The organism is Paratractidigestivibacter faecalis (assembly GCF_003416765.1).
In the GTDB taxonomy this organism is placed as follows: Bacteria; Actinomycetota; Coriobacteriia; order Coriobacteriales; family Atopobiaceae; genus Paratractidigestivibacter; species Paratractidigestivibacter faecalis.
Genome location: NZ_QSNG01000001.1, coordinates 1098947 through 1112836 on the forward strand (window position 1 = coordinate 1098947; position 13890 = coordinate 1112836).

At 61.6% G+C, this 13890-nt stretch carries 14 protein-coding genes; 1 reads left to right on the forward strand and 13 read right to left on the reverse strand.

Annotated elements, in window-relative coordinates; genetic code table 11:
- Position 1: 1 nt before the first annotated feature.
- The 5 genes from DXV50_RS04880 to DXV50_RS04900 all read right to left on the reverse strand — a co-directional run bounded on the left by DXV50_RS04880 (position 2) and on the right by DXV50_RS04900 (position 4066).
- Complete coding sequence (locus DXV50_RS04880) at positions 2 to 1012, reverse strand: phosphate acyltransferase (protein ID WP_117205051.1); 1011 nt, start codon at positions 1010 to 1012, stop codon at positions 2 to 4.
- Between the two features lie 3 nt (positions 1013 to 1015).
- The gene (locus tag DXV50_RS04885; protein ID WP_117205052.1) at positions 1016 to 1249 is read right to left on the reverse strand and encodes an acyl carrier protein; all 234 of its coding nucleotides are present in this window, start codon (positions 1247 to 1249) and stop codon (positions 1016 to 1018) included.
- A gap of 90 nt (positions 1250 to 1339) precedes the next feature.
- Entirely contained in the window at positions 1340 to 1759 is a 420-nt protein-coding gene (locus DXV50_RS04890) for a Zn-ribbon domain-containing OB-fold protein (RefSeq protein WP_117205053.1), read from the reverse strand.
- A gap of 19 nt (positions 1760 to 1778) precedes the next feature.
- Positions 1779 to 3065, reverse strand: coding sequence for a thiolase family protein (locus tag DXV50_RS04895; protein ID WP_117205054.1), 1287 nt, complete (start codon positions 3063 to 3065; stop codon positions 1779 to 1781).
- Between the two features lie 380 nt (positions 3066 to 3445).
- Positions 3446 to 4066 (reverse strand): TetR/AcrR family transcriptional regulator, encoded by a 621-nt coding sequence (locus tag DXV50_RS04900; protein ID WP_147556686.1) that lies wholly within the window; start codon positions 4064 to 4066, stop codon positions 3446 to 3448.
- A gap of 89 nt (positions 4067 to 4155) precedes the next feature.
- On the opposite strand from DXV50_RS04900, the gene DXV50_RS04905 reads away from it, so the two are divergent.
- Positions 4156 to 5469 carry a PucR family transcriptional regulator gene (locus tag DXV50_RS04905; protein ID WP_117205056.1) on the forward strand — a complete coding sequence of 438 codons (1314 nt, stop codon included), beginning with the start codon at positions 4156 to 4158 and terminating at the stop codon, positions 5467 to 5469.
- A 105-nt stretch (positions 5470 to 5574) separates the two neighbouring features.
- On the opposite strand, the gene DXV50_RS04910 is transcribed toward DXV50_RS04905, so the two are convergent.
- From DXV50_RS04910 to DXV50_RS04940, 8 genes are all read right to left on the reverse strand, one after another.
- Entirely contained in the window at positions 5575 to 6567 is a 993-nt protein-coding gene (locus DXV50_RS04910; RefSeq protein ID WP_117205057.1) for a flavodoxin family protein, read from the reverse strand.
- Positions 6568 to 6889: 322 nt separating this feature from the next.
- Positions 6890 to 7642: a hypothetical protein gene (locus DXV50_RS04915; protein WP_117205058.1), complete on the reverse strand. Its 753-nt coding sequence runs from the start codon at positions 7640 to 7642 to the stop codon at positions 6890 to 6892.
- Positions 7642 to 8286 (reverse strand): ABC transporter ATP-binding protein, encoded by a 645-nt coding sequence (locus DXV50_RS04920; protein ID WP_117205059.1) that lies wholly within the window; start codon positions 8284 to 8286, stop codon positions 7642 to 7644. The genes DXV50_RS04915 and DXV50_RS04920 overlap by 1 nt, the downstream gene beginning before the upstream one ends.
- Before the next feature lie 10 nt (positions 8287 to 8296).
- Positions 8297 to 9016 carry a hypothetical protein gene (locus DXV50_RS04925; RefSeq protein WP_117205060.1) on the reverse strand — a complete coding sequence of 240 codons (720 nt, stop codon included), beginning with the start codon at positions 9014 to 9016 and terminating at the stop codon, positions 8297 to 8299.
- On the reverse strand, positions 9006 to 9680 hold the full coding sequence (locus tag DXV50_RS04930; RefSeq protein ID WP_117205061.1) for a hypothetical protein: 675 nt from the start codon (positions 9678 to 9680) through the stop codon (positions 9006 to 9008). The genes DXV50_RS04925 and DXV50_RS04930 overlap by 11 nt, the downstream gene beginning before the upstream one ends.
- A gap of 65 nt (positions 9681 to 9745) precedes the next feature.
- Complete coding sequence (locus DXV50_RS04935) at positions 9746 to 10603, reverse strand: hypothetical protein (protein ID WP_117205062.1); 858 nt, start codon at positions 10601 to 10603, stop codon at positions 9746 to 9748.
- A 49-nt stretch (positions 10604 to 10652) separates the two neighbouring features.
- A complete protein-coding gene (locus tag DXV50_RS09570; protein WP_147556687.1) occupies positions 10653 to 11045 on the reverse strand; it encodes a hypothetical protein in 393 nt (130 codons plus the stop codon).
- Positions 11046 to 11688: 643 nt separating this feature from the next.
- Complete coding sequence (locus DXV50_RS04940; protein ID WP_117205063.1) at positions 11689 to 13677, reverse strand: response regulator transcription factor; 1989 nt, start codon at positions 13675 to 13677, stop codon at positions 11689 to 11691.
- Positions 13678 to 13890 lie beyond the last annotated feature (213 nt).

Genomic DNA, 13890 nt, shown 5'->3' on the forward strand with positions numbered 1-13890 from the left:
GCTACTCCCCCTCCGTCAGCGCCTGGGCGCGCACGCAGCTCATGACCACGTTGCCCACGATCTCGGAGACTGGGGCGCTGCGGCTGCAGTCGCAGACGATCTTCTTGAAGCCCTGGAGCATGGGGCCGTAGGCGTCGGCGCCCGTGAGGTTCTGGATGATCTTGACGCCGATGTTTCCGACGTTGATGTCGGGCCAGATGAGGAGGTTGGCACGGCCGGCCACCTCAGACTCGCGGCGGACCTTCTTGGCGGCAACGTCCGGGCGGACGGCGGCGTCAAACTGGAACTCGCCGTCGATCTTGAGGTCGGGCCTGCGCTCGTTGGCAATGTTGCGCGCGGCGCGGACCTTGTCGACAAGGGCATTGTCCATGGAGCCGTCCGTGGAGTGCGAGAGCAGGGCGCAGCGCACGTCCCAGCCGGTGAGCGCGGCCACCGTGTCGGAGGAGGCGCAGGCGATGGAGGCCAGCTCCTCGGGCGTGGGGTCAACGCAGACGGCGGAGTCGCCAAAGCCGATGAGGCCGTTCTCGCCGCCGTCCCAGCCGGGGACCTGGGCGATGCCGCAGGAGCTGATGGTGTCCACGCCGTCGGCCAGGCCCACGATGATCTGGCCGGCCAGGATGATGTCGCCGGTGGCGTTGGCGATGCCCGCGAACATCACGTCAACGTCGCCGAGCACCTGCATGATGAGGGCGCGCTCCAGGGGGCGCGTCATGCGCTTGGCCGCGCCCTTGGGCTTGTAGCGGCAGTCGGGGTGCGCCAGGTAGCGCTCGCAGCAGGCGGCGTTGGCGGCCTCGTCGGTCACGTCGACGACCTCGATGCCGTCGAGCGAGATGCCGCGCTCGCCGGCCAGGCGGGCCAGCTCGGCGCCGTCGCCCACCAGCACGCACTGGGCCAGGCCCTCGTCGGCCAGCTCGCGCACGGCGCGCATCATGGTCTCGTTGTCGCCCTCGGGGAAGGCGACGCGCATGGGGCGCGCGGCGGCGCGCTCGCGCAGGGTCTGCATCAGATCCATGCGCTACTCCATCTCTTCCTCGACGCGGGCCACGAGCTCGGCGATGTTCTTCATGACCATGACCTCGCGGACGGGCACCTCGGCATCGAGCTCGTTCTCGATCATGGAGGTGAGGGCGATCATCTTCATGGAGCCCTTGCCTAGCTCGTCGAAGGTGGTCTCGGGCGTGATCTGGCCCTCGTACTTGTAGGCGTTCTTGGCGAACTCGGCAACCTGCTCGAAGACTTCCTGGTTCATGGTTTGATTCCTTTCATAGGTTGATAAGTCGAGAAGGACCTGCCATTGGGGACAGTCCCCAATGGCAGGTAAAAGGGACAGGTCAGATGGCTAGTCCAGCTCAAAGGTGAGCATCTTGTAGCCGGGGCGGTCGATCACCTTTGCGTGGACGCCGACCTTCTCGCCGGCCATGAGGGCCGCGCGGATGGCCGGGGCCTTCTTCTTGGTGATGCCGTAGATGACGTAGGTGTACTGGGCGCCCTCGTCAATCTCCACGGCGCCGTAGGCGTACTTGCCGTTCTCCTTGAGGTAGGGCTTGTCGTTTTGCGGGCCGGGCAGAGTGAAGTCGATGAGGCGGCCGTGGCCGGAGACCTCGCACCACTCGGTCTCGTGGTAGCCGCAGGCGTTGCAGGCCAGGTGGGGCGGAAACTCCACGGCACCGCACTCCTTGCACTTGCGGGCGTAGAACTTGCCCTGCTCCAGGCCCTCGTAGAACTTCTTGACGATGGGCTCCATCATTTCGAGTTTCATGGGTCTCTCCTCTCGGCGCCTAGCGGACGGCGCGCAGGATCTGGCAGCGGACGTTCTGGGAACCGCCGAAGCCGCGGACGAAGGTGGTGTCGGGACGCTTGACCATCTGGGTGGCGCCGGCCTCGCCGCGCATCTGCTTGACGGCCTCGTAGATGTCGGCGATGCCCGAGGCGCCGTGGGCGTGGCCGAAGTTGCAGCGGCCGCCGTGCGGGTTGATGGGCTTGTCACCGTCGTAGGCGGTGCGGCCGTCGATGGCGTAGCGCCAGGCCTCGCCGCGCGGGATGTAGCCGCACTCCTCCGCGGAGACAATCTCCGACGCGAGGAAGAAGTCGTTGCACATGAAGAGGTCGACCTCGTCGGGAGAGACGCCGGTGAGTTCGTAGACCTGCTGGGCGGCGACCTTCGTGGCCCAGTGCTCGTTGTGGACCAGGCCCGCCTCAACGGCGGAGGCGCCGGTGCCCAGGACCTCGATGGGGGTGTGGGGCACACCCATGGCCAGGGCCTTCTCGGTGGGCATGACCACCAGGGCCGCCGCGCCGTCGCACTTCTTCTCGAAGCCGGTCACGCGCAGGTACTGGGTGACCTTGGGGTTGTACATGGACTTGAGGTACTCGTCGGCGGTCGCAAAGCCGTTGGCGGTCGCGTCCTCCTCGACCGTGGTCTCGTACCAGGCCAGCGGGTTGGCCACGGCGCCGCGGCGAAGGCTCTTGGTGAGGCCGTTTAGGGCGTCGTCGATCTTCTCGGCGTCGATGTCGTACTGCATGGAGTACTCGTTGATCCAGTTGTCGAAGGACACGCCGAAGGCGCCGTCAAGCGGGCGTCCGTAGGCGCGGTCGTAGATCTTGTCCAGGGACGGGATCATGACGGAGAGCGGGAAGTCCTGGCGGATGTGGGACGGCTGGTGCTCCACGGGAAGCGTGGAAGCCAGGTCGCAGGCGCCGGAGAGGACGACGTCGTAGGTGCCGGAGGCCACGGCCATGACGGCCTGCTCGAGCGCCACGTAGCCGGTGCAGCAGGCCTCGGAGTGGTGGACGGAGCCCTTGGCGCGCATGCCGATCCAGTCGGCCACCTGCATGTTGGGGGTGATGCAGTCTCCCACCAGGTAGGGGTTGGCGCTGCCGTGGTAGAAGAAGTCCACGTCGCGCGGCTCCAGGCCGGCGTCGGCGATGGCCTCCAGCGCGGCGTAGCCAAAGGCCTCGCCCTCGCCGATGCCCTGGGTCTCGGGGTGGGTCTCGAAGTCCTTGAACGGCGTGCAGCCCACGCCGACGATGGACACGCTTCGAGCGTTCTTGCCAAGCTTGACCATGGTTCACATCCTTATCCTTCGGCGGCCCCTTTGGCGGGGCCGGCTCTCTGGCATGGATGCTACGAGGACGTGCCGCAGGCGAGAAGAACACGCCCACGCCCCGCGTTCCCACCCGTGGGACAACTAAGCGCCACATGTGCCATTCCGCAGGTAGATGGTGCCGCCCTGACAGTGGGGACGTTGTTGTTTGCCACAAATTGGGGACGTGTTCGTTTTTGCGCGAAGAAGGGACAGGTTCGTGCCCCGCGCCTCCGGCTGCCAGCCCAAACCTGTCCCAAGTTTGCGCAAACTTGAACACGTCCCCAATTTGCGAGGCAGAGCAAGAGTGTCCCTTTTACCAGGTAACTAACAACGTCCCCAGTGTCAGGGGCTAGCTGGAGTCACTTCTCGCCGAAGGGGGAGGTGGGGCTCGTGCGGGCGCGGGACTCGTCGAGGAAGAAGGGGGCGTAGAAGAGGCGGTTGAGGACGCCGGCCACCTTCTCGGGCGGCGTGTCGGGGCGCTCCTCCAGCCAGTACTGGATGACGTTGTGGTGCCCCGCCAGAACGAAGGCCAGGTAGAAGTCTCGGTAGTCGGCGGACCCTGGCACGTCGGCCAGGCGGTCGCGGAAGTGGTCGTGCATGAGGACGGTGGCCTTGTGGATGAACTGCGGGTCCCCGTGGGGGCCGTTCAGCGCCACGATCTTGTCGCGGCGCTCCTGGAGGAGCTCCATGCGGCGGATCATGGTGGGCGTGGGGTCGAGCTCAGCCAGGCCGAAGCGCGCCTTCAGGGCGTACCCGTTGATGTCGTGCATGTTGGCCAGAAGGTCCATCTCGAAGCCCTTGACCACCTGGTCAACGCTGTCGAAGTGCCGGTAGAACGTGGAGCGCGACACCCCCGCCCCATGGCAGACGTCCGCCACGCGGATGTCCGGTATGTCGGTGGTCCTCATGAGCGAGAAGACTGCGTCCTCTATGCGCTCGTCAGCTGAGTCGCGCTTCTTGTCGTATCCCCAGGCCGTCATGACCACACTTCCTTTCAGATTCGGCTACCATGTCCCGCGACGGGACCGCTATCCACATCCGTCACCAACGCCCAAGCGAGGGGACTCCCATGAACACCACCGGCACAGACGTGCAGGAATCAAACGAGCGCCTGCTCAAGGCCCTGTTTTCCAACCGAGGCCTGACTCACCTCGTGGAGGTGGGCGCCGCCGAGCTTGGCAACCCGGTACTGGTAGTTGACCCAACCTACCACTACGCCGCCCGCGCCGGCATAGAGCTCGACGACGCCGACGACTCCGCCTTCGCCCGCTTCGTCCGCACCGAGTCCGCCGACGAGGTCATCGCCGACGAGGGCATCCGCTACATCAAGGAGACGGGCGTGGACGAGGAGCTCGCCCGCGCGCACGGCGCGGTGCTGCGGCACAACCCCCTCTACGACCTCGACACCCTGACGCAGGACGTCGTGGCCGAGGGCATCTGCCTGGGCCGCGTTATGGCCCTGGCAAAGAACCACCCCTTCGGCGAGGCCGACCGCGCCGTCTTCGACCGGCTCGTGGCCCTGGTGGCCCAGGAGCTCCAGAAGGGCGGGTTCCTCTCTTCCAAGGACTCGCAGGCAGGGCCCTACTTCCTGGCCCGCCTGCTCGACGACGAGCAGCCCAACCCCATGCACACCGCGCGCCGCATGAAGCTGGTGGGCTTCTCTCCCCTCTCCACGCTCTTCGTGGTGACCCTGCGCCGCCGCGAGGGAGACATGGACGGCAGCTGCGCCCAGCGCGTGCGCGCCCACCTCTCGGGCCTCCTCGCGCACAGCCTCTCCACCATCTACGACAACGAGCTCGTCTGCCTGGTCTCTCGCACGGACGAGCCGGTGCTTCCCGCACGCGACGAGGAGGCCCTCGTGCGCGCCGCCGCGAGCAACGGGCTCTTGGTGGGCATCAGCAACGCGTTCTCGGAGGTCACCGACGTGCGCCCCCACCTGGAGCAGGCGAGAAGCGCCATCCGCTACGGGTCCACCTACACCAAGATCCTGGACGACACCGGCGTCTACCGCTACTGCGAGTACACCTACATGGAGATGCTGGACATCTGCAACGACCACGTGAACCTGATGAACTACTGCCACCCGGCCATCTGGGCCCTGTGGGAGTACGACCAGGCGCACGGCACCGAGCTCGTGGAGACGCTCTTTGCCTACATGCAGAACGGCTGCAACACCGCCCGCACCTCCGCCCTGCTCAGCCTGCACAAGAACACGCTGCTCTACCGCCTGGGCAGGATCCGCGAGGTCACCGGCAACGACCTCGCCTCCGGGGAGGACCTGTTCCTCTTCCACCTCTCCATCCGCGTCCTGCTCTACCTGGGCATCTTCGAGACCCGCACCAAGCCGCGCTCGAGCGCGGACCTGCACCTGCCGGCGGAGTAGCTTCGCCGCGCAGAGCCTGCCGCAGGTCCTTCTCGCCACCTTACCCGTATGGCGAGAAGCCCGGCGGGCCGCAGGGACCCACCGGGCGCGGGGCGTCATCTGGCACTAGTCGCGCTTGATCTCGAGCGTGGGGAACTCCATCTTGGCGTACTTGTCAATGAGGGGCTTGACCTCGCCCATGTGCGCGAAGAACTCGTCGCGCGTCTTGTTAATCTCGTTCAGGTGCTCAGCGCGGGCGCGGTCGTCGTTGCGGTCGCGGATGAGGCCGTTCTCAGCGATCCTGAGCTTGGGGCGGCCGGTCTTCTCGTCGGTCACGAGGTCGCCGCCGGCGCCGCAGACGGCGCACTCCCACGGGAACTCGACGCCGTCCCAGTGCTTGTCGCCGGGGTAGACCAGGGAGCTGTGGCAGTTGGGGCAGACGCCGTCGTCGGCGTCGCCCAGCCAGCAGCGCTCCTCGACGGGGGTCTGGATGGCCTTGACGATGTTCTCGCCCATCCTGCGGGCGCGGGCGAGCTGGCCGCCCCACTCATCGCCCTCGCCCCACACGAAGCAGTTGCCCGGGCGGCCGTCGCGCTGGGCCATGTAGCGGTCAACGACCTGCATGGACATGGTGAACATGGTGGCCTGCAGGCTCTCCAGCGCAAGGGATTGCCAGTCGTGCATGGAGCCGCCGACGGAGATGAGGCCGGCCACCGTGTGCGGGTTCTCCTTGACGTCGCCGATGGCGAGCCTGAAGGAGAGCTCGTAGGCGAGGAAGCGCTGGGCCAGGCGGGTATAGACGGAGCTGGGCGTGAGGTCGTAGGTGGGGACCGAGATGATCACGCCCTGGCAGGTCTGGATCTCGTTGATGATGGCGTCGACGTCGTCCTTGTTCTTGAGGACGCAGCCGTGGTACTCCTTCTGGAGGCCGGCGGCCATCTTGCCCATCTGCATGGTGCAGCCCTCGCAGCCGGTGCAGGGCAGGATGTTGTAGTCAAAGAGGTTGATGAGCTCGACCTCTCCGCCCGCCTCCTGGACCGCGCAGAGGGCCTCCTTGGCGAGCGCCTCGCCATTTCCGCCGTGCCTGCCGGCGCAGATTGCCATAACCTTGAACGACATGTTTGCCCCTCTCCAGAGCATCCGGGCGCGGGCCGACGCCCGCGCATTCTGGAAAGAAGGTTACGGCGCCCGGAGGGGACGTTCACCGTCTGTGCAAACGAGGGATGCGCGATGAGGGGCCGCGCGCTCGTGCGAACATACAAAGGCCCTTCTTGCTTCCCGGCATGGCGGGCAAGAAGCAAGAAGGGCCTTTTGCCGTACAAGAGTATCCTCGCGGCGACGCACGCGTTCATTGGTCGCGCGACCAGAATCCGCCGTGCGTCGGGCGGTCGTCCTTGGCATCCGCCACAGCCGGCCAAATCAGAAAGGCTGAAAATGCAGGTTACTTGAGCAGGCCCGCCGACGCCATGGTCTGTTGACACCCGTTAAGGTAGGCTCTGCATGCAGCCTCATCGCTCACAAATGCATCAAAGTCAGAGGCTTCGCCGAAGGGGATGTTCTCGCCATCCTCGCCGGGCACGGCTCCCCTGATTCTGACCCGCTCCGGATGCTCCAGGACGTCGAGCGCAACATGTGCATAGGCGCTGTGCACCTGGACGTAGCGAGGCTCGCTCGCCTCGGGAAGATCGCGCTTCTTGTTGAGAAACAAAAGGTATGCCTGTCCCTCGCGCAACGGCGCCGCACCGCGTATGTTGGGGCCAAGCCCTGCCGGCCGCACCCTTCGCTCAGAAGTGAACTGACCCTTGCCGGAGTAGTTATACGGCTCCTCTATGGCCAGGTTATCGTATGTGTCGATGACGTCTCCCGGCTCGACGCCTTCGCCCCTCAGAACCTCGGTCACCTCAAGCTCGCGCAAAAAAGACTGGTATATGTACACTCCCCGGCCCCGGCACACCGCCACAGCGACGACCCCCGCCGAATCGAGGGCTTCGGAGTTATCGGCGTACGCCAGCATCTCCGCAGGCTGCGAGAAAACGGCGAAGGGAAGCGCATCCAGCTTGGTTCGGTCGCGGTTGTAATCGGTGAAGCTCTTGCGGGTGGCAAACCCGAAGACGGTACAGACGCCAAGCATGAGGATAACCAGGCACGCAGTCGCCCTCAAGGACAGCTCGGGGAGCTTTCGCAGGGCAACCATCACTGCCTCCCGTCTGCTATGCGCCCCTCATACAGGCGATAGGTCCTATCGAACAAGGCTTCAACCTGAGGCTCGTTGTGACAAGACACAAGAACGGTGCAGCCCCTCGCGCGCTCCTCCAAGATCAGCCTCGCAACCATGCCGATACCGTCCACATCCAGCGCATTCGTCGGCTCATCAAGGATGAGAAGCTCCGGCCTCTCCATCACCGCCTGCGCAATCGAGAGGCGCTGTCGCATTCCCATGCTAAAAGCAGACACCTTTCGGGCGTCGTCGGGGTCGAGCCCCACGCGCCTCAGCGCATCACGGGCCGCAGGCTCCCCCACCTCGCCGCGTATCGAGGCAAGAAAGGTCATGTTCCAAAGGGCCGATTGATCTTCCCAAAAGCCTGTCGAGTCGAGCGAAAGGCCTAGACCGGGTGGGAAGTCGCAATCCTCGCCGATGCGTTTCCCAAAGACGTTGACCGTTCCGGAACTAAGGTGAATCAACCCCGCGACGGCTCGAAAGAGCATGGTCTTTCCGGACCCGTTGATTCCCATAAAGCCGTAAACGCCGCCTCGCGGCAGCTCAAGCGAGATGCCATCGAGCACCGCGCGGTCCTTGATGACCTTTGTTGCGTTTTCGATCCTGATGACGTCCGTCATAAGACACCCCCTACAGAAGCTCCTTTGAGGCAAGGGCCCCGGATGCGAGCCCGCAAGCAACCAAGAGCAGCAGCAGCAAATAGACGATGGACCTGGCGGGCAAGAAGCCCAAGGCGTCGTGCCACGCGAGCACCGCCTGAGCCGAAGGCGCGAGCGGCACGAGCACGGCCTGCCACTTGGCGGGAGAGACCGCGAGGGCGCACAGAGTCGCAAAGTGCACGCCCAGGACCGCGACGGACGCCTCGACTTCCCCCAACCGCAAGGCCGCCGCGCTTGCCACCACAGCAAGAAGCGCTTGCTGAAGGGCGAGAAGCACCACCGAGGCCAGGAGCCCCGGAAAACCGGACACTTCCTCGCCGCCGACCAGAAGCAAGGCCCCCAGACCAGCGCCGTAGCCGAGCAGTGCCGAGAAACCTCCGCGCAAAGCAGCGCCGGCGCACGCCCTTCTTGCCCAACTCATGCGCGAGCCGATCCGAATGGCGGTAAGCCTCGCGCGAGAACAATCCTCCACGAGCTGATCGGAAAAGGCAAAGGTGCACACCGATGGCAGAATCATCGCCGTCATCATGGTGAACACATGTGGGGATGCGCCAGCCCTCGGAACAAGCGCGCCTCCTGCGATGAGATAGCGAGCCGCCTTATCCGCACCACCAGCGGCCATGGCGAGCATCAGCACCGCAGAGACCAGAGTGATCAGGGCACACTTTACGGCAAGGGACCTACAAGACATCAGCGCCACCGCCCATCGAGGGCAAATCTCTTCTCGAAGCAACGCGCGCTGAGGCGAACGCGAGAATCAAGGCGATGGCCAGCAGACGCAGAGCGTTGCAGACCATAACCGATACGGGCATGGTCGCCTCAAGAAGCGTCAGCCTCCAACCGAGGTACAAAGCGGGGTGGTCTAGAGCCGGAGAAAAGCTGGCAAGGTAGTCGAGCGAGCCGTAGAACGCCACTGAGCAGATTGCCATCGGCAAAGAAGCGCAGGTTAGCCAGGTAAAGAGCATGACGAGCTGGCAACTTGTGCAGAAGAGAGCGATCAAAACGGCCTCGACTATAAGGAACGAAACCGCCGCCTTAGTGCTAAATGTCCAGAAGCCCCTGGCAGCAACCAGCAAAAGACCGCTCGCCACCACAGTCAGTGCAAAAACCGCCGAACGCACCACGTAGACCTTGAGGCACATAGCAACGCTCGCGGCTCCGCTGCCGGCGCGGATCAGTATTTGCGGAGAGGAGCTCATTTGCAGATTCGATATCCCCAGTATGATCACGAGCGGAACGAGCGCAAAGACGGCAAGGTTCGAGCTGGTAACAACGAAGAACAACTTTGGCAAGTTGCCAACCGCCGCCGAGAACGTGCCCGTCTCGATGAAAGCGAATTCGACGCCCCTGAGCATGACGCCCAGGGCGCACGCTATGGCGCAGCTTCTGTCGAGAGCGCTTCTTCGCACAGGCCCGGCGCTCATAGGAGAACATCCCGCTTGGTCAGCAAGGCGGCGGCGATCGCGGCAACCGCGAAGAACAGCGCAAAAGCCGGGAGCGCAATAAACCAAAACAGCGTTGCGCCACCACCCCAAACAAAGGAAAGCCCAAGGTAGGTGGCCATGACGTTCACTTCGCTCGGCAAGAAGTTCGAGGACACCAAAAGCAGGAGCGTCGGCAAGCCAAGAACGAGGATGCGGCTCCGCTTCGAGTACAGCGAGATCGTCACCGAAACGAGGGCGGCGATTCCGGACCAAAGCGCCTCGTAAAAGGCGATCAAAAGATTGAAGGCATAGCGATTGTTCGCAGCGAGCGAGGCGAGCAGGTCCACGCCCGCGGCGGGAGCCACCGCGGCCTCGTATGACGCGGGAGTGTTGAACTCGGCAAAGGAGTCCTGCCCGGCGACGAGGGGGAAAGCGGCAAGGGTCATAAGCTGCGAGATCACGAGGGCCAGGAAGGTCAGAAGGAACGCGAAGGCGAAAGCGATCGCAGCTATGGAGGCAACATAGGCACGCAAGGAAGCCCTGCTTACGATCGCATTGGCCTGCTTTTGCCTCACGTCAAGGTAAAGCCGGTCGGCAAAGGCGGCGCTGGAGCACGGAATCATGAGGAAATACACGAACAGCCCGAACACAGGCGTCTGCATGGCACCATGGTTCCCAACCCATGCGTATGCGGCCGAGGGAAGCTCCGCGACGTCGTGGCCCCAAAAGCCAAGACAGGTCTGGATGAAAGCCAAAGACAAGACCGCAACAAAGATGAGAAGCGCATATCGCCAGTTTTTTGAGCGGAAGGCTCGATGGGACTGAGCCTTGAGCATACCTTTGCCAGCATCCATACGACCTCCCCTGGATATGCGGCCGGGAGGAACCCCGGCCGCCATTCGGTTAATTGTTAAAGTTCACACTACCGGTTACATAATCTGTCCCAGAGCCATAACCGTATTGATGACCATGGAGAACAACAGTGCCCGAAGTCCCGCTGTTGTGATAAGAAGAGCCCTTGCTCTGATTCACATGGACGTCAACGGAATAAGAGCACTGATTTCCATCCTTGGTAATCCAGAAATTACCACCGTTCTTTGAGCTGGAACTAACAGAGATCAGGGCTGTGCCCGATCCACTGTGTTTGGTTCCGCTCACGATGGAGACGTCCTCCCACCAAGGACCAAGTGTAATGTTGGTAAAAGACGCTGCAAAAACCGGTGCTGCAAAGCCAAATGTCAGCGCCGCCAGCAGAGCCAAAGTTGCCACCTTCTTCTTGGTTTTCTCAAACTTCATCGGTACTCTCCTTTCCATCCCCACCTCATTTGCAAACTCGCCAACCCTTCGCTTAATAAATTGATAAATTACTCCTTTCACCAGCTGTACATTGCGACGGTTGGTGCCGTAATCAACGAACCAAGATTGCTGCGAAATTCAAACATGTACTGACCAGATCCGACATTGCTCCATGTTGCCTTCGTGAACCCATTGCTTTTAAGGGAGGCGGACCCTATCCGAATGGTTGATGTATCCGAAACTCTTAAGAGAGTCACCGTGAAGAAACCGGTCTTAGCGCAACTAGATGTAAGTTCAAGACCGACATTCGAGCCATCAAATGAATAAGGCCCGAATCTTTCATATGAGTTCAAAGTCAGGGGTTCCCCAAACCAAGAGCAGGATGCAACTCCAGAGTTTGAGTCGTCATACGTTACCGAAACCTTATAATCGCGCTCTGTCGCCAACGCCTTAATTGGGAACATAAACGCCAATAGAGCTACGGCCGCAATCAACCAACCCGGTAATAGACACTTTCTCGAGGTGCCAGCGCATGAATCCATCACCACATCACGCTCCTATCCAATTCGCCATCGGGTGGTAGAACCGATTCTGGCAAAGAAAGGTTGCGATGTCTGTCACTCAACGCTATGCAATTAATGAATCAGCTTGTAAAGCCCGCCTCATCCTTAAGTAGTTTCCGCAGCTCACCGATGCTGTTGAGACCGAGCTTCTCAAAAGCCCTCGTCCGGTATGAGTAAACCGTTGCAGGCGTTGTGGTGTTCTTCTTGCAAACAGACGCAAGGTCCTCCCCACTAGCAAGGTTGATCAGAATGTCAGCCTGAAGCTGGCCGAGCCCTCGGCCCATGAGATAATGCCTCGCCTGCTCGATGCCCTTTGGAGCCACTTTAATGCGGCGCCACCCCAGCCTTCGCCACAAGCAGATGATTAGAACCACTATGGCAGCGGGATACACATAGGCAATGGGATTTGAAAGCGCCCCAATATGGTAGTAATCAAACCATTCCGATATATATAGGGCTGCCGCGAGAAAGAAGAGGTTCTCCGGCCCCATCCCGACAAGCCTTCGAACACCAAGGACAAACGCGGTAAGAAGTCGTCTGGAGCATCCGGCAGACCCGTCGATTTCAAGCTTCTCGGCGCCCAAACAAAGAAATACGAGTACCAGCAAGAGCAATATCTTTAGACGGTAAGCAAGATACTGATTGAGGTCTAATCCGATACCAGTCCATACCGGGGAAGAAGACCACGCAAAGTAGGAACCCACCGAAAAGAGCAGGTAATGTGCAAGCGTCATTGCCGCCTCGCGCGCCGTAAGTTTTCTGATCGAGTCGACGGCCTCTTTCGACCCGGCGTAAACCTCGGACCATGCAACGCCCATCAGAACAAGAAGAGCCGCAAAGGCAAGCAGGCCAAAGCGGCATATTCCCCCAATGGACCCATAGTCACCTTTGCTGTGGTTATAGATGATATCCGGCCAGACCATAAATATGACTGCGAGCATCAATATGACGAAGGCCGCCATCCCCGCGACGGAAGGCTCATTCGTTTGTTTTTCCTTCTCACCAGATTCGTTAGCGGCAACCGGCCTCCTTTTGCTGTCACGAGCATACTGCCGCAGCTCGGAAGCTCCAGAAAACCCCAGTTTTTCATAGCCGCGCCGACGGTACGAGGCAACCGTAGCCTCGGCAATTCCCAGGCAGTCCGCTATGGTGGCAGCCGAATGGCCCAGCGCCGTTTTACACATGACGCTGAGCTCCCTCTGGGTTAGGGGCGAGCTGGCGGCTTTACCTAGCAAATTCGCAACTTCATCTTCTTCGTTGGCTGCCGGTAAGCTGTCGATAGACGCCGCCGGCGTCGTTTTTGCGCGCCATTTGGTCATGCCCTTTAGCACCGCCTCGAAAAGAGATGCGCACAGCAGCACAACTGCCAAATAACCAAAAACCATCGCCGGCGGGTAATACGTCTCGAATATCATGTTCGACCATAGACTCATCAGAAACTCAAGGAATAAAGAGAACATCAGATGCCCTGCGACAAGGTACATGGCCGTTCTTCCCGGGAGCGCGCCGGCTCTGAAGCTGTGCCGCCCCCAAAGCACGACTGCAACGGCCACAAAAATGGACAGCAGCACAGAGCGCACCAAGCTTGCGGCGCACAACGAAAGAGCAGCCAGCAAAACCGCCGAAGGCCAGGCGCAGCCCAAGAAATATGATCGCGACGCCGCAAAACGCGGAGGCCTTCCCTGCGCGGCCACTTTTTTATCGAGATAGAGGCACCAACCGAACGTACCGATTATGCGGCAGAAAACCTCAAGGTTATCGATAAGCTCGACCAGACCCCAAGGGAGATCGACCGATTCAACCGTTGCGTTTATAACGGCGACGAGGCCAAGCGGAACGAGCATGAGGGTCATGGTTCGTGCTGCCAGAAAGAACCAGTCGAATGCCTTGGGAAATACGCGCAGGATTCGCGGCTCAAGCCAATCTCCCAGCCAGTGCCAGGCGATTAACAGCGCCAAAACAGTCGCGTGAACAATAGCCCCGCAAAGTCCCGGGGCAACGGGATCTCCCACGATAAAGGGCCCATACGGCGTCGCAGCAAGCAGCGCTGTCCAAAGAACCCAAGACATTGCTCCTCCAAAGGCAAAGAACCACCCGCGTGATTTCCCGTATATCCAATTTACTTAAACAATCCCAGACGGCCGCGCTGTCTCAATGAGCGGTTGCCATATCAGGCTTAGACGGCAGATGGCTCATTAACGGTAGCGCCCGCTCGTCTCAGCATAAGCCGAGGCGAGCGGGCGCTACCGATCCGGACAGGCAAAAAACGCTGCCGAACCAGA

What these genes read in the sequence shown, in the direction of transcription:
- DXV50_RS04880 (WP_117205051.1), bottom strand. Translation starts at nt 1,012, where the DNA reads ATGGATCTGATGCAGACCCTGCGCGAGCGCGCCGCCGCGCGCCCCATG.
- DXV50_RS04885 (WP_117205052.1), bottom strand. Translation starts at nt 1,249, where the DNA reads ATGAACCAGGAAGTCTTCGAGCAGGTTGCCGAGTTCGCCAAGAACGCC.
- DXV50_RS04890 (WP_117205053.1), bottom strand. Translation starts at nt 1,759, where the DNA reads ATGAAACTCGAAATGATGGAGCCCATCGTCAAGAAGTTCTACGAGGGC.
- DXV50_RS04895 (WP_117205054.1), bottom strand. Translation starts at nt 3,065, where the DNA reads ATGGTCAAGCTTGGCAAGAACGCTCGAAGCGTGTCCATCGTCGGCGTG.
- DXV50_RS04900 (WP_147556686.1), bottom strand. Translation starts at nt 4,066, where the DNA reads ATGACGGCCTGGGGATACGACAAGAAGCGCGACTCAGCTGACGAGCGC.
- DXV50_RS04905 (WP_117205056.1), top strand. Translation starts at nt 4,156, where the DNA reads ATGAACACCACCGGCACAGACGTGCAGGAATCAAACGAGCGCCTGCTC.
- DXV50_RS04910 (WP_117205057.1), bottom strand. Translation starts at nt 6,567, where the DNA reads ATGTCGTTCAAGGTTATGGCAATCTGCGCCGGCAGGCACGGCGGAAAT.
- DXV50_RS04915 (WP_117205058.1), bottom strand. Translation starts at nt 7,642, where the DNA reads ATGGTTGCCCTGCGAAAGCTCCCCGAGCTGTCCTTGAGGGCGACTGCG.
- DXV50_RS04920 (WP_117205059.1), bottom strand. Translation starts at nt 8,286, where the DNA reads ATGACGGACGTCATCAGGATCGAAAACGCAACAAAGGTCATCAAGGAC.
- DXV50_RS04925 (WP_117205060.1), bottom strand. Translation starts at nt 9,016, where the DNA reads ATGTCTTGTAGGTCCCTTGCCGTAAAGTGTGCCCTGATCACTCTGGTC.
- DXV50_RS04930 (WP_117205061.1), bottom strand. Translation starts at nt 9,680, where the DNA reads ATGCTCAGGGGCGTCGAATTCGCTTTCATCGAGACGGGCACGTTCTCG.
- DXV50_RS04935 (WP_117205062.1), bottom strand. Translation starts at nt 10,603, where the DNA reads ATGGATGCTGGCAAAGGTATGCTCAAGGCTCAGTCCCATCGAGCCTTC.
- DXV50_RS09570 (WP_147556687.1), bottom strand. Translation starts at nt 11,045, where the DNA reads ATGAAGTTTGAGAAAACCAAGAAGAAGGTGGCAACTTTGGCTCTGCTG.
- DXV50_RS04940 (WP_117205063.1), bottom strand. Translation starts at nt 13,677, where the DNA reads ATGTCTTGGGTTCTTTGGACAGCGCTGCTTGCTGCGACGCCGTATGGG.